This window comes from Pseudomonas sp. GV071 (assembly GCF_003050835.1).
Lineage (GTDB): Bacteria > Pseudomonadota > Gammaproteobacteria > Pseudomonadales > Pseudomonadaceae > Aquipseudomonas.
Map to the genome: position 1 here is coordinate 31,950 of NZ_QAOJ01000015.1, position 20,124 is coordinate 52,073.

General features: G+C 62.4%; 18 protein-coding genes. 10 read left to right on the top strand and 8 right to left on the bottom strand.

All coding sequences use genetic code 11. From position 1 onward, the window contains the following. Positions 1-81 precede the first annotated feature (81 nt). The 3 genes from C8K61_RS23470 to C8K61_RS23480 all read left to right on the top strand — a co-directional run bounded on the left by C8K61_RS23470 (position 82) and on the right by C8K61_RS23480 (position 3,105). A complete protein-coding gene (locus C8K61_RS23470) occupies positions 82-1,164 on the top strand; it encodes a BMP family ABC transporter substrate-binding protein (protein ID WP_108098740.1) in 1,083 nt (360 codons plus the stop codon). A 142-nt stretch (positions 1,165-1,306) separates the two neighbouring features. Beyond that, positions 1,307-2,275: a 2-oxoglutarate and iron-dependent oxygenase domain-containing protein gene (locus tag C8K61_RS23475; RefSeq protein WP_108098742.1), complete on the top strand. Its 969-nt coding sequence runs from the start codon at positions 1,307-1,309 to the stop codon at positions 2,273-2,275. A gap of 143 nt (positions 2,276-2,418) precedes the next feature. Next, the gene (locus tag C8K61_RS23480) at positions 2,419-3,105 is read left to right on the top strand and encodes an SDR family oxidoreductase (protein WP_108098744.1); all 687 of its coding nucleotides are present in this window, start codon (positions 2,419-2,421) and stop codon (positions 3,103-3,105) included. A 113-nt stretch (positions 3,106-3,218) separates the two neighbouring features. On the opposite strand, the gene C8K61_RS23485 is transcribed toward C8K61_RS23480, so the two are convergent. Further along, positions 3,219-4,301, bottom strand: a complete 1,083-nt coding sequence (locus C8K61_RS23485; RefSeq protein WP_108098746.1) for a calcium:proton antiporter — start codon at positions 4,299-4,301, stop codon at positions 3,219-3,221. Positions 4,302-4,452: 151 nt separating this feature from the next. Between C8K61_RS23485 and C8K61_RS23490 the strand changes: the two genes are divergently transcribed. Beyond that, entirely contained in the window at positions 4,453-5,406 is a 954-nt protein-coding gene (locus C8K61_RS23490; protein ID WP_108098748.1) for an adenosine deaminase, read from the top strand. An 84-nt stretch (positions 5,407-5,490) separates the two neighbouring features. Here the strand turns inward: C8K61_RS23490 and C8K61_RS23495 are convergent, their stop codons facing one another. The 4 genes from C8K61_RS23495 to C8K61_RS23510 form a co-directional block, all read right to left on the bottom strand. Further along, the gene (locus tag C8K61_RS23495) at positions 5,491-6,882 is read right to left on the bottom strand and encodes a PepSY domain-containing protein (protein ID WP_108098750.1); all 1,392 of its coding nucleotides are present in this window, start codon (positions 6,880-6,882) and stop codon (positions 5,491-5,493) included. A gap of 18 nt (positions 6,883-6,900) precedes the next feature. Beyond that, positions 6,901-7,383 (bottom strand): copper chaperone PCu(A)C, encoded by a 483-nt coding sequence (locus C8K61_RS23500; protein WP_108098752.1) that lies wholly within the window; start codon positions 7,381-7,383, stop codon positions 6,901-6,903. 65 nt (positions 7,384-7,448) lie between these two features. After that, on the bottom strand, positions 7,449-7,829 hold the full coding sequence (locus tag C8K61_RS23505; protein WP_108098754.1) for a DUF2946 domain-containing protein: 381 nt from the start codon (positions 7,827-7,829) through the stop codon (positions 7,449-7,451). A 55-nt stretch (positions 7,830-7,884) separates the two neighbouring features. Then, the gene (locus C8K61_RS23510) at positions 7,885-8,802 is read right to left on the bottom strand and encodes a LysR family transcriptional regulator (protein ID WP_108098756.1); all 918 of its coding nucleotides are present in this window, start codon (positions 8,800-8,802) and stop codon (positions 7,885-7,887) included. A gap of 132 nt (positions 8,803-8,934) precedes the next feature. Here C8K61_RS23510 and C8K61_RS23515 point away from each other — a divergent pair, with 132 nt between their 5' ends. Both C8K61_RS23515 and C8K61_RS23520 read left to right on the top strand, forming a co-directional pair. Then, on the top strand, positions 8,935-9,948 hold the full coding sequence (locus C8K61_RS23515) for a zinc-binding alcohol dehydrogenase family protein (protein ID WP_108098758.1): 1,014 nt from the start codon (positions 8,935-8,937) through the stop codon (positions 9,946-9,948). Positions 9,949-10,093: 145 nt separating this feature from the next. Continuing rightward, positions 10,094-10,273: a hypothetical protein gene (locus C8K61_RS23520; protein WP_108098760.1), complete on the top strand. Its 180-nt coding sequence runs from the start codon at positions 10,094-10,096 to the stop codon at positions 10,271-10,273. A 28-nt stretch (positions 10,274-10,301) separates the two neighbouring features. Here C8K61_RS23520 and C8K61_RS23525 read toward each other — a convergent pair whose 3' ends face one another. The 3 genes from C8K61_RS23525 to C8K61_RS23535 all read right to left on the bottom strand — a co-directional run bounded on the left by C8K61_RS23525 (position 10,302) and on the right by C8K61_RS23535 (position 15,986). Beyond that, entirely contained in the window at positions 10,302-11,492 is a 1,191-nt protein-coding gene (locus tag C8K61_RS23525; protein WP_108098762.1) for a multidrug effflux MFS transporter, read from the bottom strand. 163 nt (positions 11,493-11,655) lie between these two features. After that, a complete protein-coding gene (locus tag C8K61_RS23530) occupies positions 11,656-14,799 on the bottom strand; it encodes an efflux RND transporter permease subunit (protein ID WP_108098764.1) in 3,144 nt (1,047 codons plus the stop codon). Positions 14,800-14,810: 11 nt separating this feature from the next. Then, positions 14,811-15,986: an efflux RND transporter periplasmic adaptor subunit gene (locus C8K61_RS23535; protein WP_108098766.1), complete on the bottom strand. Its 1,176-nt coding sequence runs from the start codon at positions 15,984-15,986 to the stop codon at positions 14,811-14,813. Between the two features lie 153 nt (positions 15,987-16,139). Between C8K61_RS23535 and C8K61_RS23540 the strand changes: the two genes are divergently transcribed. The 4 genes from C8K61_RS23540 (at position 16,140) to cueR (ending at position 20,113) form a co-directional block, all read left to right on the top strand. Continuing rightward, positions 16,140-16,763 (top strand): TetR family transcriptional regulator, encoded by a 624-nt coding sequence (locus tag C8K61_RS23540; protein ID WP_108098768.1) that lies wholly within the window; start codon positions 16,140-16,142, stop codon positions 16,761-16,763. A gap of 31 nt (positions 16,764-16,794) precedes the next feature. Continuing rightward, positions 16,795-17,184 (top strand): hypothetical protein, encoded by a 390-nt coding sequence (locus tag C8K61_RS23545; RefSeq protein ID WP_108098770.1) that lies wholly within the window; start codon positions 16,795-16,797, stop codon positions 17,182-17,184. Between the two features lie 143 nt (positions 17,185-17,327). Then, positions 17,328-19,718: a heavy metal translocating P-type ATPase gene (locus tag C8K61_RS23550; RefSeq protein ID WP_108098771.1), complete on the top strand. Its 2,391-nt coding sequence runs from the start codon at positions 17,328-17,330 to the stop codon at positions 19,716-19,718. Continuing rightward, entirely contained in the window at positions 19,715-20,113 is a 399-nt protein-coding gene (gene cueR / locus C8K61_RS23555; RefSeq protein WP_108098773.1) for a Cu(I)-responsive transcriptional regulator, read from the top strand. Before C8K61_RS23550 ends, cueR begins: the two co-directional genes overlap by 4 nt. Positions 20,114-20,124 lie beyond the last annotated feature (11 nt).

Here is a 20,124-nt window from a genome sequence, read left to right on the forward strand (position 1 = left end):
TCCAGTTGGTCAATTTTTTGCAATCACAGGTTTCAGCAACTCAAAAGAACAACGACACACACCACTGGAGCTTCATTCGCTATGCAGAACAATCTGAAAAAGCCCCTGCTGCGGACCCTGATCGCCGCACTCGGTTTCAGCGCCACGCTGGGCGCGTTCGCCGCTGATCCGCTGAAAGTCGGCTTCGTCTACATCGGCCCGGTGGGTGACCACGGCTGGACCTACCAGCACGAGCAAGGCCGCAAGGAAATGGCGGCAGCCCTGGGCGACAAGGTCGACACCAGCTTCGTGGAAAACGTCCCCGAAGGCGCCGACGCCGAGCGCGTGATCCGCAACATGGCCAAGAACGGCTACAAAGTGATCTACACCACCTCGTTCGGTTACATGAACCCGACCCTGAAAGTGGCCAAGCAATTCCCTGGCGTGATCTTCGAACACGCCACTGGCTACAAGCAGGACAAGAACATGGGCACCTATCTGGCGCGCACCTATGAAGGTCGTTATGTCGGTGGTTTCCTCGCGGCGAAAATGACCAAGACCAAGAAAGTCGGCTACGTCGCCTCGTTCCCAATTCCGGAAGTGATCCGCGACATCAACGCCATCCAGCTGGCTCTGGACAAGTACAACCCCGGCACCGAAATGAAAGTGGTGTGGGTCAACTCCTGGTTCGATCCGGGCAAAGAGTCGGACGCCGCCAACGCCCTGATCGACCAGGGTGTGGACGTAGTGTTCCAGCACACCGACAGCCCGGCGCCGATCCAGACCGCCGAACGCCGTGGCGTGTACTCGGTGGGCTACGCCTCCGACATGGCCCACTTCGGCCCGAAAGCGGTGCTGACCTCCATCGTCAACGACTGGGGCCCGCACTACATCAAGTCGACCCAGGCGGTTATCGACGGCACCTGGAAACCTCAGGACTACTGGGGTGGTCTGGCTGACGGCACGGTGAAATTGCCGATCAGCGACATCGTGCCGGCCGACGTGAAAACCGAAGCCGAGAAGATCATTGCGGACATCAAGTCCGGCGCCTTTCACCCGTTCACTGGCCCGATCAAAGACCAGACCGGCGCGGTCAAAATTCCCGCTGGCGTCGTAGCCACCGAAGCTGAACTGGCTTCGATGAACTACTACGTAGAAAACGTTAAGGCTGAACTGCCGAAGTAAGTACTATCGCAAGTTGGGGGCACCCGAACGGTGCCCCTTTTTACATCTGCTATCTGTGCCGTCCCTGCTGAAACACTCAGCAGAACCGCCTCTTCGCTATGGGTACGAGAAGACCTGAAGCAACAACCTTCTTGGAGCCACCATGCCCAATTCCCTGCCCCTGATTGATATCGCCCCCCTTTACCAAAACGACGACGCCGGCTGGCTGGCAGTTGCCAAGCAGATCGACGCCGCATGCCGCGAGTGGGGCTTTTTTTATATCAAGGGCCACCCCATCAGCCCGGAACGAATCGACGCCCTGCTGCAGGCCGCGAAAACCTTTTTCGCCGCCAGCGAAGCAGAAAAACTGCGCATCGATATCACCCAGAGCGAACACCATCGCGGCTACGGCGGCATCGCCACCGAGCAGCTCGATCCGACCAAACCGAGCGACCTGAAAGAAACCTTCGACATGGGCTTTCATATGCCCGCCGACCACCCCGAAGTGCTGGCCGGCAAACCGCTGCGCGGCCCCAACCGCCACCCCGAGCAGCTGGGTTGGGAAGCGTTGATGGAACAGCACTACAGCGACATGCAGGAGCTGGCGAAAACCCTGCTGCGCGCCATGACCATTGCCCTGGGCATCGAACGCGACTTCTTCGATGCGCGCTTCAACGAGCCGATCAGCGTGCTGCGCATGATCCACTACCCGCCGCGCCACACTGCCAGCAGCGCCGAACAGCAAGGCGCCGGCGCGCACACCGACTACGGCTGCATCACCCTGCTGTACCAGGACGACGCCGGCGGCTTGCAGGTGCAGAACGTCAAAGGCGAATGGATTGATGCGCCGCCGATTGCCGGCAGCTTTGTGGTCAACCTCGGCGACATGATGGCGCGCTGGAGCAACGACCGGTACAAGTCCACCCCGCACCGGGTGATTAGCCCGTTGGGCGTGGATCGCTACTCCATGCCGTTCTTCGCCGAGCCGCATCCGGATACGCAAATCAGCTGTTTGCCGGGGTGCTCGGACGCAGCGAACCCGCCGAAGTATCCAGCGACCACCAGTGTGGAGTATTTGCTGTCGCGGTTTGCCGATACCTACGCCTACATCCGCGAGCAAGAGGCGGTTTAAGGTCAACAGCATCGCGGCTAAAGCCCCTCCGACACTGGACCGAAGATTCTTGTGGGAGGGGCTTTAGCCGCGAGCTTTTTTACCGTCGCCCCACCATTCCCCCGCTATGCTGTGCCCCTCTCCCTCAAAAACAGGAGCCGCACATGGCACAGGCAAAATCCGCATTGATCATTGGCGCCTCGCGCGGCCTCGGGCTGGGCTTGGTACAGCAACTGCACGCCGATGGCTGGCAGGTGACCGCCAGCGTTCGCAGCCAGGCCGGCGTTGACGCATTGCGGGCCCTGCCAGGGGTGAAGATCGAACAGTTGGATATCAATGACGGCGCCCAGGTCGGCGCGTTGCAAAAACGCCTCGAAGGCCAGACCTTCGACCTGCTGTTTATCAACGCCGGCGTCTCCGGCCCTGCCCATCAGTCCGTTGAGCACGCCACTGTCGAAGAGCTCGGCCAGCTGTTTATGACCAACGCCATCGCCCCGATTCGCCTGGCCCAGCGCCTGGTCGATCAGGTGAAAAAACCCAGCGGTGTATTGGCCTTTATGAGCTCGATCCTGGGCAGCGTGGCCATTCCCGAAGGCAACAACATGCCGCTGTACAAGGCCAGCAAGGCGGCACTGAATTCGATGACCAACAGTTTTGTCTGCGAGCTGCAAGACAGCAGCCTGACCGTGCTGTCGCTGCACCCGGGCTGGGTGAAAACCGACATGGGCGGCGAAGGTGCACCGCTGGATATCGAGACCAGCTGCAAAGGACTGGTGGCGCAGATCAACGCGCAGGCGGGGAAAGGCGGCTATCGGTTTATTGATTACCAGGGCGAAAGTATTGCCTGGTAAGTGTTTGCCCTCTCCCCCGTGAGCGGGCGAGGGGAGACAAACGGAGCTTGCCGCATTAACTCGGTCGGCCCCCTCTCCCGCATGCGGGAGAGGGTTGGGGAGAGGGCAGCGATCTACAGCCCAATAAACGTCAGCATCAAAAACGTCGCAAACAAGGCGAAGTGGGTCATGCCTTCAATGGCATTGGTCTCACCGTCATTGAGGTTAATGGCGGCGACGATCAGGGTGATAAACACCATCACCGACTGAATCGGCGTCATCGCCATCAGGAACGGTTGACCGGTGTACAGGGCAATGCCTTCCATCACCGGCACGGTCAGAATCACCGTCGACAGCGACGCGCCCAGGGCGATGTTGACCACCGATTGCATGCGGTTGGCCATGGCCGCGCGCAGGGCGGTGAGAATCTCCGGCGCAGCAGAAATCGCCGCCACCAGCAACGCAGCCAATACTGGCGGTGCCCCCGTGCCTTCCAGTCCCAGGTCCAGCGCTTTCGACATCACCTCGGCCAACGCGCCGATAACGATCACGCCCAGTACCAGCATGGCGATGGAAAAGGCTTTGCTGTCGTGCTGCTCTTCTTCGGTATTGGCGCGGCGTTTTTCCGGGTAGGCGTAGCTGAAAAAGTAACTGTGCGGGCCCACCTGCATGCGCAGGAACAGGGCGTAGAGCATGATCATCATGACCACGGTAAAGGCCGAATAGGCCTTCCACGAACCCTCCGGCACGAACTCCGGCACCACCATGGAAATGCCCATGGCAGTGAGGATCATCACGCTGTAGCTTTTCGCCGAGTCGTCGTTGTAGGGCTGCTCGCCATGCTTGATGCCGCCCATCAGCGCGGCCAGGCCGAGGATGCCGTTGATGTCGAGCATCACCGCCGAATAAATGGTGTCGCGCACCAGGGTCGGCGAGGCTTCGTTGCTCATCATGATGGCCAGCACCACCACTTCCACCAGCACCGCAGCCAGGGTCAGGATCATGGTGCCGTAGGGGTCGCCCACCCGGTGCGCCAACAGCTCAGCATGGTGGGCAACGCGCATCGAGGCGCAGATGATCGCCCCCACCAACGCCAGCGCGCCCACCAGGGCAACGCCCTGGCCGGAGTGCAGCAAGGCATGCTCCAGCGGGTAGGCAATGGCCACTGCGGCAATCGCGATCAGCAGCAGTTTTTCGTCTTTGAAATGGGCAAGCATGGGCCGTAGCAGTCCTTGGCAACAAAATGTTGCAGCAGCTTAAGCGGCTGCGCCCTCACTGCCAACCGGAAGCAGCAAGGGGATTACAGGAGATTCTGTCTCGCTGGTCAGCTAAACTGCGCGGCAGATTTCTTTTACAAGGTGCTTACCCATGTACGACTGGCTCAATGCCTTGCCCAAGGCCGAACTGCACCTGCACCTGGAAGGCTCGCTGGAGCCCGAGCTGCTGTTCGCCCTGGCCGAGCGCAACAAGATCGCCCTGCCCTGGAACGATGTCGAAGCGCTGCGCAGCGCCTACGCGTTCAACAACCTGCAGGAGTTTCTCGACCTCTACTACCAGGGCGCCGACGTGCTGCGTACCGAGCAGGATTTTTACGACCTGACCTGGGCCTACCTGCAGCGCTGCAAGGCGCAGAACGTGATCCACACCGAACCCTTCTACGACCCGCAAACCCACACCGACCGTGGCATCCCCTTTGAAGTGGCGCTGAACGGCATCAGCACCGCGCTCAAAGACGGTCGCGAGCAGTTGGGGGTGAACAGCGGGTTGATTCTGAGTTTCTTGCGCCACCTGTCGGAAGACGAAGCACAGAAAACCCTCGACCAGGCCCTGCCGTTTCGCGATGCGTTTTTTGCCGTCGGCCTGGACAGCTCGGAAATGGGCCACCCGCCGAGCAAGTTCCAGCGCGTGTTCGACCGCGCCCGTGGCGAGGGTTTTCTCACCGTGGCGCATGCCGGCGAAGAGGGCCCGCCCGAGTACATCTGGGAAGCGTTGGACTTGCTCAAGATCAGCCGCATCGACCACGGCGTGCGCGCCAGTGAAGACCCACGGTTGATGCAGCGCATCATCGACGAGCAGATCCCGCTGACCGTCTGCCCGCTGTCCAACACCAAGCTCTGCGTGTTCGAACACATGGGCCAGCACAACATCCTCGACATGCTCGAGCAGGGCGTGAAGGTGACGGTGAACTCGGATGACCCGGCGTACTTCGGTGGCTACGTGACCGAGAACTTCATGGCACTGCACGAGCACCTAGGCATGACCGAAGACCAGGCCAAGCGCCTGGCGCAAAACAGCCTGGATGCGCGGTTGTTTAAAGGCTGATTGCGGCCCCGTAGGAGCGGCTTCAGCCGCGATGCTTGTGAACTTAAAAGCATCGCGGCTAAAGCCGCTCCTACAGGTCTCACGTTAGCTGGTGACGGCGGAGGAACTGGCCCGCCGCGAAACCACCAGCCAATCCAGCACCCCGATCACCACCAGCGACATCCCCACCAGCGGAAACGCCACGCCCAGCGCGATGATGATCACCACCGCCGTTTTCCACAGCGGCAGGTCATGACGCAGAGGCGGCACGCCCAGTTGCCCTTGCGGCCGACGTTTCCACCAGATCACCAGGCCACTCACCGAGCTAAGCAGAATCAGCAGGCACACCGCCAACATCAGCAGTTGGTTGGCCAGGCCGAACAGTTTGCCTTCGTGCAGCATCACCCCGGTTTCGACGCCCTTGGCCACCAGGTTGTAGTGCTGCCAACGCACGTCGGCCAGCACCTGGCCGCTGTATTGGTCGACATGCAGGGTGGCGTCGTTGCGTGGGTCATCGGCAAACAGGGCGATGGTGTACACGCCTTCGTTGCCCTGCGGCAGGGTGATGCTGTAGCCCGGCTGCACACCGTTGGCCTGGGCGATGTCGACCACTTGCTGCAGAGGAATCTGCCCCGTGGTGGCGGGCGCCATGTCGGCCATGCTGTGGCCGTTGTGCGCAGCGTGGGGGTCGACGGCTGGCGGTTTGGAGGCTGGCAGCGGGGTGTTTTCCACGGCCCAGGCGACGGTCTGCGAATCCGCCGTGTTCAGGCTGCGGGTCTCGACGCCGGATTTCGGCACGTCATTCCACATCGCCGCCGGGAACTGGTTCCACACATCGGCAAAGCTTTTGCCCCAGAAACCGGTCCAGGTCATGCCGGTGAGCAGCATGAACAGCAACAGCAGCGAACCCCAGAAGCCGGTGACCGCATGCACGTCGCGCCAGAACAAGCGCCCGCGCGCGGCCATTCGCGGCCACAACACACCGGCACCCCAACGCCCACGCGGCCACCACAGGTACAGGCCGGACACCACCAGCACCACACCCCACCCGGCCGCTAATTCGACTAACCGATCGCCAACGGTGCCCAGCAGCAGCTCGCCGTGCAGCGCACGGGCCAGGGCTTGCAGGTTGTTCTGCGCATCCTGGCTGCCGAGCACGATGCCGCTGTAGGGGTCGATAAACAGGTTGAGCTTGCGCCCTGCCTCGGTGACCACGAATTGCGCGCTGTGGCGCTCATCCACCGGCGGCAGGTATTGGCTGATCGCCGCCTGTGGATAAGCCGCCTGAACCCGCGCCATTTGTTGCTCGGCGCTGAGCACCTGGCCAATCGGGTTGGCCTGCAACAGGTCGGCGTACATCAGGTTGTCGAGCTGCGGTTTGAACAGATAAATGATGCCGGTCAGCGACAGCACGATCATGAACGGAATGACAAACAGGCCGGCATAGAAGTGCCAGCGCCAGGCCTGGTTGTAGAACGACACAGGAGCCTTGCTCATAGGTGCGCCCCCCGGCGTTCAGTTTTTGTGTTGGGACATATCGTGCTGTTCGGCCGGTGCTTCTTTCTGCACGGCCACTTGCACGGTCACCTCACCGGCTTTCTCGAAATGCAGGGTCAGCGGGAAACGTTCGCCATCCTTGCCCTGCTGTTTCAGGTTGAACAGCATCACGTGGTAAGCCATCGGCGCGAAGGTGGCTTCGCCGCCGGCTGGCACGGTGACGAACTGCACCTGCTGCATTTTCATCAGGCCGTTCTGGTCAATGTGTTCATGCATCTCGGCCTTGCCGGCCACCGGGGTGTCCACCGAGAGCAAACGGTCGGCGCTGGCGCCCTTGTTGTGGATGATGAAATACACCGCCGAGGTCGGCGCGGTGGGCGGCATTTCGCGCGACCACGGGTGGTCGATGTGCAGCTCGCCCACTTGGTATTCATGGGCCATGGCAGTGAACGAAAGGGTCAGCAGGGCGGCAGCAGCGAACAGCGATTTAAACAAGCTCATCAGAATTCTCCGAACAGTCGAAAGGCAACGACAACACACAGGCACAGACAGCAATGGACCTGGGTTCAGAGCGGAGAAGCGCGGGGGTTGGCCGAGGGCCAGGAGTAACGCGGCGGGGCTTTGCTGCGGGGTTCGAAACTGGGTAAGCAATCACGGCGTTCGCGCAGCAACCAGCTCAGGCAGAACAGCAGGGCCAGGCCGAGGCTGACGGCGCCGCACAGGGGGCAATTGAACGGGGTGGTGGCGCTGGCGTCGTTGACCGAACCGCTGCCTGAATCCAGGGTGGGACCGGAGCTGTTGTCTGCCGAACAAAACGCCCCGCCAAAACCGTTCAGGCTCAAGCCGAGCATTTGGCCATGGCCGATCCCGCAGGCGAGCACGTTGAACAGCACGCTGAAGTACAGCAGCCAGGCCAGCAGTGAGCGGTTGGTCAGGGACGGTTTCATGGCCGCGACTCTACCACTGCAAAACGCGCTGACAAGCCCCGGATTGCCGCAGGGGCTAGCTGCCCCCGGGCTTGGCGCTAAGTAATTGGCTACAGCGTTGTTGGATAAATTCACGCAGCAGGTACACCGTTTTGCTCAGTTGGGCGCGATGGGTGCAGATTAGGTTAAGCGCCGCCGGCTCGCCACGCAGTTCCGGCAATAACACCTTGAGGCGCCCGGCCTGCACATCGGCGGCCACGTCCAGCCACGATTTGTACATCACCCCACGCCCGGCCACGCCCCAGCGGCGCACCACGTCGGCATCGTCGCTGACCTGATTGCCGCCCACCGTCACGCTCAGCTCGCGCTTGCCATCGATAAAACGCCAGCGCTCGTGCAAGCGCCCGCCAAGCATGTACAGCAGGCAGTTGTGCTGGGCCAGTTGGTCGATGCGTAGCGGTTCGCCGTGTTGCTGCAAATAGGTCGGCGAGGCGCAAAGCACGCGGCGGTTGTTGGGCGCCAGGGGCAGCGCCACCAGGCTGGAGTCTTCCGGGGCGCCGTAGCGGATGGCGATGTCCACCGGCTGGCGAAACAGGTCGGCGTTGCGGTCACCGAGCAGCAGCCGCACGTGCAGTTGCGGGTGTTCCAGCTGGAATTCGTCGAGCCAGGGCAGCAGCACGTTGCGGCCGAAATCCGAGGGCGCGGAAATCTGCAGCACCCCACTAATGTCTACCTTCCTGCCCGCCAATTGCTGCTGGGCTTCGTCTAGGCTTTGCAGAGCCGCGCGGGCATAGCCGAGAAACTGCTCGCCTTCGGGGGTCAGGCGCAGGCTGCGGGTGGAACGGGCGAACAGGCGAACCTCCAGCTCCTGCTCCAGGCGCTTGAGCGCCGCACTGGCCACCGCGGGCGACACGTCCAGGTCGCGCGCCGCCGCCGACAGGCTGCCGAGGTCGGCGGTACGTACAACGATGTGCAGGTCATCCAGGCGCAGCATGGTCGAGGTCCTTGGCAAGGCGATTATCAACGGCAGGTTGAAAGAGCCTCAGCTTCTACGCTGTTTTTCCCACCAGCGAAATAGCCGACCATGCTGACCATCCATTGCCCCTCTTTATTTGGAGCCGTACCCATGAAAGCCATTGCCTATTACCAACCCCTGGCCATCGATAACGAAGCCGCCTTGCAAGACATCGAACTGCCCACGCCTACCCCGCTGCCCCGCGACCTGCTGGTGGAAGTACGGGCGATTTCGGTAAACCCGGTGGACACCAAGATCCGCAAGAACGTGGCGCCGGAAAACGGCGAAGCCAAGGTGCTGGGCTGGGACGTGGCCGGCGTGGTCAAGGCCGTGGGCAGCGAAGTCACCCTGTTCAAGGTCGGCGACAAGGTGTTCTACGCCGGCGCCCTGAACCGTGCCGGGGCCAACAGCGAACTGCACGTGGTGGACGAGCGCATCGTCGGCCATATGCCGAAAAACCTCAGCTTCACCCAGAGCGCCGCTTTGCCACTGACCGCCATCACCGCCTGGGAGCTGCTGTTCGAGCGTCTGCAGGTGGCGCAGGGCAACAGCGGTAAGAAGCAGAGCTTGCTGATCGTCGGCGCCGCCGGTGGCGTCGGTTCGATTCTGGTGCAGCTGGCCCGTCAGCTCACCGATCTCACCGTGATCGGTACCGCCTCGCGCCCCGAGACCCAGGACTGGGTACGCGAACTGGGCGCCCACCACGTGATCGATCACAGCAAGCCGCTGGCTGAAGAGCTGAAGCGCATCGGCGTCGGCCAGGTCACCCACGTGGCCAGCCTGACCAACACCGACCAGCATTTCGCCCAGTTGATCGAAGCCCTGGCGCCTCAAGGCAAGCTGGCGCTGATCGACGACCCGAAAAGCCTCGACGTGACCCAGCTCAAGCGCAAGAGCCTGTCGCTGCACTGGGAGTTCATGTACACCCGCTCACTGTTCGAAACCGCCGACATGATCGAGCAGCACCGCCTGCTCAACCAGGTGGCCGAGCTGATTGACGCCGGCACGCTGAAAACCACGGTGGGCGAGCACTTCGGTAGCATCAACGCGGCCAACCTGCGCCGCGCCCATGCCCTGCTGGAAAGCGGCAAGGCCAAGGGCAAGATTGTCCTGGAAAGCTTCTGAGCACCCAAAGCATCGCGGCTGAAGCCGCGATGCTTTGGGTGGGACTATTGACCGTGTGTCGCTCGAATGATCTCGGTCAAAGACAATTCAGCGCTCAGGACTAGACTGCAACTTCCTCGACTTTTCCCACCAGCAGGAGGCAGGCATGAAAATTCTTGTTCGTACGCTCTCCACGCCGCAAGGCCCGCTTTGGCAAGTTCGCATGGACCAGCATGCGGTGAGTTTTCGCAGTGAGGCGCAGGCCCGCGAGTTCGTGAATACCCTGGAAGCCCGTCTGAAAGCCCCCCACCAGCTACCGCTGGTCGAACAACGCGCCGCCGGCTAAGCCGCGCGGCTTTCTACGCTGCGTGCCGTTACAAGACACCGAACGGCACGCTCTTCGCGCTGCGCGACGTCACCTGCGCCAGCACCATCGCCAACACCCCACAGCCGCTGATCACCAGCGCCATCGGCATGGCCGTGCCGTCGTGCAGGATGCCGACCAGGCTGGCCGCGCCAGCTGCCACGCTGAACTGCAGGCAACCGAGCATTGCCGAGGCGCTGCCGGCATGGCTGCCCTGCCCCGCCATGGCGCAGGCCGAGGCGTTGGGAATGATGCAGCCAAGGCTGGCGATAAAGCAGAACAGCGGCAGCATCAGCGGCAATAGCTGGGTCGGGCGCAACGCCGTGACCGCCAGCAGGATCAGGGCGAACAGCAGGTACAACCAGACAATTCGCACCAGCCAGTAACCCGGCCCGTGGTGGCGCAACAGCCGTGCGTTGACCTGCGCCGTAACGATGAAGCCCGCCGCGTTGCCACCGAACAGCCAGCCGTAATGCTCCGGCGGCACGCCATACAGCTCGATGAACACGAACGGCGACCCGGCGATGTAAGCGAACATGCCAGCCATGGCCACGCCACCGGTCAGGGCATGGCCCATGAACTGGCCGTCGCCGAGCAGCTTGGCGTATTGACGAAAGGCACCGCGCAGCGGTGGGCGGGCGATGCCGGTCGGGATGGTCTCCGGCAACCACAACGCCACGCCCAATAGACACAACACGCTGAAGCCGGTCAGGCAGTAGAAGATCGATTGCCAGCCAAACAGGTTGAGCAGCACGCCACCGCCAAACGGCGCGAGGATTGGCGCCACGCCCATCACCAGCATCAGTTGCGAGAACGCCTTGGCCGAGGCCAGCGGGTCACAGAGGTCGCGGATCACCGCGCGGGAAATCACCATGCCGGCACAGCCACCGAGGGCCTGGACAAAGCGCGCGCCGATCAGCCATTCCAGGTTCGGCGCCATGGCGCAGGCGAACGAGGCCAGGGTGAACAGCACCACGCCCACCAGCAATGGCAGACGCCGGCCGAAACGGTCAGTGAGTGGCCCGTAGACCAATTGGCCAATGGCCAGGCCGCTGAAATAGGCGGCCAAGGTCAGTTGCACATGCTCGACATCGGTGCCGAACGCATGGGCCAAGGTTGGGAAGCTCGGCAGGTAGAAGTCGATGGCCAGAGGGCCGAAGGCGCTCAGGGCACCGAGAATCAGCAAAATACGTAAATTCATGAACGGTCCGGCGGCGGAAGAAAAACGCGGCCGACGATGGTACACCAATAGCAGGCTAACGATCTCGCCACAAAGATCAAAGGCATCGCGGCTAAAGCCCCTCCCACAAGGATCGTGCGCTTTTGTGGGAGGGGCTTTAGCCGCGAGCTTTTAACAAGCAGCGCTAATGTGCGTCCGGGCTATCCGCTTGCTTCGGCTTTTTCTTGCTCAATTTCGCCGAGGCCGTTTCCACCAGCAGGTAGAACATCGGAATCACGAAAGTCGCCAGCAAGGTCGCCGCCAGCATGCCGCCGATCACCCCGGTACCAATCGAGTGACGGCTGGCTGAACCGGCGCCGGTGCTGATGGCCAATGGCACGCAACCAAGAATGAATGCCAGCGAGGTCATCACGATCGGCCGGAAGCGCAGCTTGGCCGCCTCCAGCGCCGAATCGTAAATGCTCATGCCTTGCTGGCGACAGAGCACGGCGAACTCGACGATCAGAATCGCGTTTTTCGCCGCCAGGCCGATCAGGGTCACCAGGCCGACCTGGAAGTACACGTCGTTTTGAATGCCGCGCAGCCACACCGCCAGAATCGCGCCGAACACCGCAAAGGGCACGGCGGTGACCACGGCCACCGGCAAGGTCCAGCGTTCGTACTGAGCGGCGAGAATCAGGAACACCATTACCAGGCCGAAGATAAACGCCGTGCTACCCGAGCCCTGGGAGGCCAGTTCCTGATACGCCTGGCCGATCCAGCCCAAGGTGTAGTCAGCCCCGAGCGTTTCATCCGCTACTTCTTGCATCGCTTCCAGCGCCTGCCCCGAGCTATAGCCCGGTGCCGGTCCGCCGAGGACTTTCGCCGCTGGGTAGACGTTGAAGCGCGCATAGCTGTCCGGGCCGAGGATACGGCGCACGCTGACCAAGGACGAAAGCGGCACCAGCTCCGAGGTAACCGAGGAGCGCACATACACCTGACTGAGGTCTTCGGGCTTTCTGCGGAACTCCGCCTCGGCTTGCAAGCTCACCTGCCAGGTGCGGCCGTAAAGATTGAAGTCGTTAACGTAGTAGCTGCCGAAGGTGGTCTGCATGGCGGTGAACACATCGTTGATCGCCACGCCCAGGGCTCGCGCCTTGGTGCGGTCGAGGTCGATGTAGTACTGCGGCACCTCGGCGTTGAAGGTGGTATTCACCCCCGCCAGCTCCGGGCGTTTGGCCGCCGCGGCCATGAACTTGTGAACCATCTGCTCCAGCTGTTCACTGCTGCCGCCGCTGCGGTCCTGGATATACGCTTCGAAGCCGCCGGTGGTACTCATGCCGGTGATCGGTGGCGGGTTGAAGGTCATCACCATCGCGTCTTTCTGCGACGCACCCATGCCCATGAAGGCGCGCGGCAGGTTGCGCGCGTCCAGCTCCTCGGTGGTGCGCTCACTCCAATCTTTCAGCGGAATAAACGACACCCCGGCGTTGCTGCGGGTGCCGAAGGTGAGCACGTCGAAACCGGCGAAAGTCACCACGTCTTGCACGGCCGGGTGTTTCATCAGTTGCTCGGTGACATCGCTGGTGACCTTCTCGGTGCGCGTCAGCGACGCGGCTGATGGCAGGAAATAGGCGTTGAGCACGTAACCCTGGTCTTCATCCGGCACCAGGGAGCTGGGCACCCGCCCGAACAGCACCACCATCAGCGCGATCATGCCGCCAAACAGCAGCAAGCCAATAAATGAGCGTTTGAGGAAGAACACCACCCCTCGGCTATAGCCAGCGGTGGCCTTGTCGAAGAAGGTGTTGAACCAGCGAAACGGAGCCGCCGGTTCCTTGTGCTCGGGCTTGAGCAACAAAGCGCACAGCGCCGGCGACAAGGTCAGCGCCACCAGCCCGGAAACCGCGACCGACACCGCAATGGTGATGGCGAACTGTTTATACATCTGCCCTGCCAGGCCACCGAGGAAGCCCACCGGAATGAACACCGCACAGAGCACCAGCACGATAGCGATGATCGGCCCGGTTACCTCCTCCATGGCCTTGATCGCCGCCTCGCGTGGCGGCAGCTTCTCGGTGCGCATCACCCGCTCGACGTTTTCCAGCACCACAATGGCATCGTCGACCACGATGCCGATGGCCAGCACCAGGCCGAACAAGGTCAGCAGGTTGATCGAGAAGCCAAGCATGTACATGCCGGCAAAGGTGCCGATCAGCGACACCGGAATGGCCAGCACCGGAATCAGCGTGGCGCGCCAGTTCTGCAGGAAAATGAACACCACCAGCACCACCAGCACCAAGGCCTCGAAGAAGGTGTGGATCACCTCCTCGATGGAGACCTTCACAAACTTGGTGGTGTCGTAGGGGATCTTGTAGGTCATCCCCGAGGGGAACCGTTTGGCCAGGCGCTCCATGGTGTCGCTCACGGCCTTGGCAGTGTCCAGAGCGTTGGCACCGGGTTGCAGGTAGATACCAAAGGCGGCGTTCTGCTGACCATTGAGGCTGGTCATCAGCGAGTAGTCCTGCGCCCCCAGTTCCACCCGGGCGACATCCTTGAGGAGCAAACTGGCTCCCGTGGTATCGGAACGCAGAATGATGCTCTCGAACTCTTTCGGGTCGGCGAACCGCCCTTGAGTGGTCACCGTATAGGTGAAGTCCTGCTCTTTGGTCAGCGGCTGGCGACCAAAACTGCCCGCTGCGAACTGCGAGTTCTGCTCCTGAATCGCACTGACCACATCGGTGGGCGTGAGGTTGTACTGCGCCAGTTTGTCCGGCCGCAGCCAGATGCGCATGGAGTAGTCCTTGGAGCCGAACTGGCTGGCGTCGCCCACGCCCTTGAGACGCTTGAGTTCGTCGATCACGTTGATCAGCGCGTAGTTGCTGATAAAGATCGGGTCACGGGAACCGTCCGGCGAATACAGGGTAATTACCTGCAGGATGTCGGAGGATTTCTTCTCCACCTTCACCCCTTGCCGGCGTACCTCTTCCGGCAGCTTGGCCAGCGCCGCCTGCACCTTGTTGTTGACGTCGATGGTGGCCTGGTCCGGGTCGGTGCCGACCTGGAAGTACACGTTCAGGCTCATGGCGCCGCTGCTGTCGGAGTTGGACAGCTGGTAGATCATGTTCTCGACGCCGTTGATTTCCTGCTCCAGCGGCGCCGCCACGGTCTCGGCGATCACCTGGGAACTGGCGCCGGGGTAATTGGCGCTGACCGCCACCTGCGGCGGCAGAATTTCCGGGTACTGGGAAATAGGCAGCGAGCGCATGGCCGACAGCCCGGCGAGCACGATAACCACGGAGATCACCGTGGCGAAGATCGGTCGATCGATAAAGAAGCGAGAAATCACGGCAACGCTCCTTAAGCTTGTTTCGCAGGTTGGTCGCTAGCCGCTTTGGCCTCGCTGGCTTTGACTGGCGACTCCGGACGGACCTTGAGCACGCCCTCGACAATCACCTTGTCGCCTACGTTGAGGCCCGCTTCGATCACCCAGCGCCCCTCCGAGGTGGGGCCGGTTGTCACCTGCCGCGCATGGGCCAACCCCTGTTCATCAACCACGTACACGAACGTGCCCTTGGGTCCCTGCAACAACGCACGTTCCGGCACGGTAATGGCGTTGGCCCGAGTCAACCCTTTGATCACCACCCGCATGAACTGGCCCGGGAGCAAGTTCTGATTGGGATTGGGCACTACCGCCCGGGCACTCACGGTGCCGGTGCCGCTGCTGACGAAGCTGTCGGTAAAGTCCACTCGCCCCTCGAGCGGGTAGTCACTGCCATCGCCGAACTTGAGCTGAGCAAACAGCTTGCCGTCGCTTGGCATCGACACCTTGCCGCTCTGCACGCCCTCGCGCAGGCGTTCCGCAGCGGTGTCGGGGTAGGCGAAGTTGACATACAAGGGATCGAGTTGCGTGAGCTGGGTGAGCAAACTGGCATTGGGATCAGAGGCTACTACCAGGCTGCCCTCGGACACGGTCTGCTTACTGGTGATGCCGGAGATGGGGGCGACCACGGTGGTGTAATCGAGGTTGATCTGGCTGGTTTCCACGTCGGCCTTAGCGGCTTCGACGTTGGCCTTGCTCTGCTCGAAATTGGACACCGCATTATCCAGCTCACTTTCACTGGCGAAACCTTTCTTCTGCAGTTCGCGAATCCGTTTCAGGTCGCGGTCGGTCTGCCGGTAGCGAGCCTGCGCTTGCGCCAGCGCGCCGTTAGCGCGCATCAGCGCCGCCTGGTAGGGACGCGGGTCAATGCGAAACAGCACCTGCCCAGCCTTGACCTTGCTGCCCTCCTCATACGTGCGCTGCTGCAGAATGCCGCTGACCTGCGCCCGCACCTGCACTTCCCGGTAACCCGCCGTACGCCCGGAATACTCCAGCACTATCGGGAAGGTTTCCGCCTTGGCCACTTCCACTGTCACTTCCGGTGGTGGCGGCGCGGGCGCAGCAGGCGCATCGGCGGCCTGGCTGACGGTGCCGAACAAGCTCAGGGTTATCAAGGAAAGAGGCACGACAAACGAAGACAAGGCGTACGGCATAACGGTCTCCATGACCAAGCGCATCAGATAAATAAAGATGATCCAGAGCTGGTCGATACATACAGGAGTGTTTGTAAAGTCCCCGCAGGCACTACAATGCCCCTCACGCCCGCTCTAACTGAACAGAGCCTAGACAGAAATAGCCCAACCGCCATGCGAAGAACCAAAGAAGAAGCAGAGAAAACCCGCAGCGCCATTTTGCTGGCCGCGGAGATGCTGTTTCTGCAAAAAGGCGTGGGCCACACCACCCTCGACCAGATCGCCAAGACCGCCGACGTCACCCGCGGCGCGGTGTACTGGCACTTTGAAAACAAGGCGCACCTGTTCCACGAAATGCTCAATCAGGTGCGCCTGCCGCCCGAACAAATGGCCGAATTGCTGTCGGCCGACAATCGCCGCGAGCCACTGCAGACCCTGCGGGATATCTGCGTGGATGCGCTGGTCAACCTGGTCCACGACGAACAGAAGCGACGGATCATGACCATCTTGCTGTTTCGCTGTGAGTTCACCGATGACCTGCGCGAAGCCGAAGACCGCCACAACGCCTTCGTGCGCCAGTTCATCGACCTCTGCGAAGCGCTGTTCCAACGCGCCGCTGCGCACTTGCAGCCGAGCATGACGCCGCGTCTGGCCGCACTCACCCTGCACGGGATGGTCATTGGCTTGTTCAGCGATTACCTGCGCGACCCCGAGCTGTACCGCCCGGAGCAAGAGGCAGGACCGATGATCGATGCGATCTTCCGCGGCCTGGCCCGCGAATGGCCGTTGAGCAACTAACCTAGGTGGTATCTGCTGCTGGAGCCTGACCATGCGCGCCTTTCTGTTTGCCTGGCTGTTGATCACCTCGGCGTTTGCCCACGCCGAATTCGCCGAAGCACCGACGCCGCAGTCGGACGGTTACGGGGTGTTGATCATTTCCCGCGAGCGGCTGGAAGTGGGGAGTCCTTGCGACATCGGCCTGTACCTGCAGGACCAACTGGCGGCGCGGTTGTGGCAAGGGCAGTCGGTGGCGTTCAACTTGCCGCCGGGGGCGATTTCGGTGCGTTTGGGGTTGTTGGGCCCAGGGGTGTGTTCGCCGGGGATCAGCCAGACCAGCAGTATTTCGGTGGACCTGATTCCGGGAGAAATTCGCCGGTATCGGATTGGGTTGAATACCACGGGGTTGTACCTGCTGCAGTCACCGCCCCTGAACCAATAGATGCCCTCCTTTTGCCGATCCGCGTTTCCCCTGTAGGAGCGGCTTCAGCCGCGAGCTCTTGATCCACCGACCAAAAGCGCTAGGGCTTGACCTTACCCAGGGGTCAAGGTTGATCCTGTGGACGAACTCAACGGAGATCGCCCATGTCCAGCCTCCACGCTTTCGACCTCCCCATCCAGGGCATGACCTGCGCCAGTTGCGCCGGCCGCGTCGAACGCGCCTTGCAAGCCGTACCCGGCGTTCAGCAAGCCAGCGTCAACCTGGCTACCGAGCACGCACGTATCCAAGCCCCCGCCGACGCCCTTCCACGTCTTATCGAAGCCGTGCACGGCGCGGGTTACAACGTGAGCAGCCAACGCCTGGAGCTGGCCATCAGCGGCATGACCTGCGCCAGCTGCGCCGGCCGTATCGAGCGTGCCCTGGCCCAGGTACCCGGGGTGAAAAGCGCCAGCGTCAACCTGGCCACCGAGCGCGCCCATCTCGAACTGGTCGGTAGCAGCGACGCGGCGCCCTTGTTGGCCGCGGTCAAAAGCGCAGGTTACAGCGCCAGCGTGATCAGCGATGCCCAACCCCAGCAAGACCCACAGCGCCAGCTGCAACGCGAACGTTGGGCGGTGCTGTTGGCGCTGGTTCTGGCGCTACCGCTGATGGCGCCGATGCTGCTGGAGTGGGCGGGGCTGCACTGGATGCTGCCGGCCTGGGTGCAGTTCGCGCTGGCCACCCCGGTGCAGTTCATCCTCGGTGCGCGCTTTTATGTCGCCGCCTACAAAGCCCTGCGCGCCGGTGCCGGCAATATGGATTTGCTGGTGGCCCTGGGCACCAGCGCGGCTTACGGCCTGAGTCTTTACCAGTGGTGGTCGGCACCGGCAGGCGCCATGCCGCACCTGTATTTCGAAGCAGCCGCGGTGGTGATCGCCTTGGTGCTGCTCGGCAAATACCTGGAAAGCCGCGCCAAACGCCAGACCGCCAGCGCCATCCGCGCCCTCGAAGCGCTGCGCCCGGACAGTGCGGTGCGTTTGCGTGATGGCGCGGAAGAACGGGTGGCGATCAGCGCCATCGCCCTCGGCGACCTGATCGTGGTGAAACCCGGCGAGCGCTTTGCCGTGGACGGCGAGGTGGTGGAAGGCCAGAGCCATGCCGACGAAGCGCTGATCAGCGGCGAAAGCCTGCCGCAGGCAAAACAGCCCGGCGACCCGGTCACCAGCGGCGCCATCAATGGCGAAGGCCGGCTTCTGGTGCGCACCCAGGCGCTGGGCGGCGAGACCGTGCTGGCGCGGATCATCCGCCTGGTGGAAGACGCCCAGGCCGCCAAGGCGCCGATCCAGAAACTGGTGGACCGGGTCAGCCAGGTGTTCGTGCCAGTGGTGATCGGCGCTGCCCTGCTCACCCTCGCCGGCTGGCTGTTAGCCGGTGCCGGGATAGAAACCGCGCTACTCAACGCTGTGGCCGTGCTGGTGATCGCCTGCCCGTGCGCCCTCGGTCTGGCCACGCCGACGGCGATCATGGCCGGCACCGGGGTGGCGGCCAAACACGGCATTCTGATCAAGGACGCGCACGCCCTGGAGATCGCCCACAAGGTCAGCGTGGTGGCTTTCGACAAGACCGGCACCCTGACTTCCGGCAGCCCGCAAATCGTCCACCTGCAGGCCAGCCACAACGACAGCGAACTGCTCAGCCTGGCCGGCGCCCTGCAGCGCGGTAGCGAACACCCGCTGGCCAAGGCGGTGTTGCAGGCTTGCAGCGAACGCCAGCTGCCACTGCCAAGCGTCAGCGCCAACCGCGCACTGGCCGGGCGCGGCATTGCCGGTACGGTTGATGGCCGCGAGCTGGCCCTGGGCAACCGCCGCCTGCTGGAAGAAAGCCAGTTGCCGGGCGAGCATTTCGACCAGCAGGCCAGCGCCTGGGAAGCCGAGGGCCGCACGTTGTCCTGGCTGCTGGAGCTGCAACCAACGCCACAGGTGCTCGGCTTACTGGCCTTTGGTGACAGTCTTAAACCAGGCGCGGCAGCGGCTATCGCCAACCTGCGCAAGCGGCAAATCACCTGCCACCTGATCAGCGGCGATAACCAGGGCAGCGCCCAGGCGGTGGCCACAGCATTAGGCATCGACTCGGTGCACGCCCAGGTATTGCCGGGAGAAAAATCAGCCCTGATCAACGGCCTGAAACAGCAAGCCACCGTGGCCATGGTGGGTGATGGCATCAACGACGCCCCGGCACTCGCCGCCGCCGACGTCGGCATCGCCATGGGCGGCGGCACTGATGTGGCCATGCAGGCGGCCGGCATCACCCTGATGCGCGGCGACCCACGCCTGGTGCCGGCGGCGCTGGAGATCAGCCGGCGCACCTACGCGAAGATCCGCCAGAACCTGTTCTGGGCCTTTATCTACAACCTGGTGGGCATTCCGCTGGCCGCCTTCGGCCTGCTCAACCCGATGCTGGCCGGCGCCGCCATGGCGCTGTCGAGCGTCAGCGTGGTGAGCAATGCGCTGCTGTTGAAACGCTGGAAGCCCGACTTTGAGGAGAACGATCAATGAACATCGGCCAAGCAGCAAAACGCTCAGGGCTGAGCGCCAAGATGATCCGCTACTACGAAAGCATCGGCCTGCTGCAGCCGGCCCATCGCAGTGAAGCCGGCTACCGCCACTACCAGCCGCAAGACCTGCACACCCTGGCCTTTATCAAACGCTCGCGCGACCTGGGGTTTTCCCTGGAAGAAGTGGGCAAACTGTTAACCCTCTGGCAAGACCGCCAGCGCGCCAGCGCCGACGTCAAAGCCTTGGCCCGCGACCATATCGATGCGCTGAACCGCAAGATCGACGAGCTCACCAGCCTGCGCGACACCCTGCACGACCTGGTGCAGACCTGCCACGGCGATGACCGCCCGGATTGCCCGATATTGAAAGATTTGGAGAAGGGCTGTTGCCCCTGAAAAACATCGCG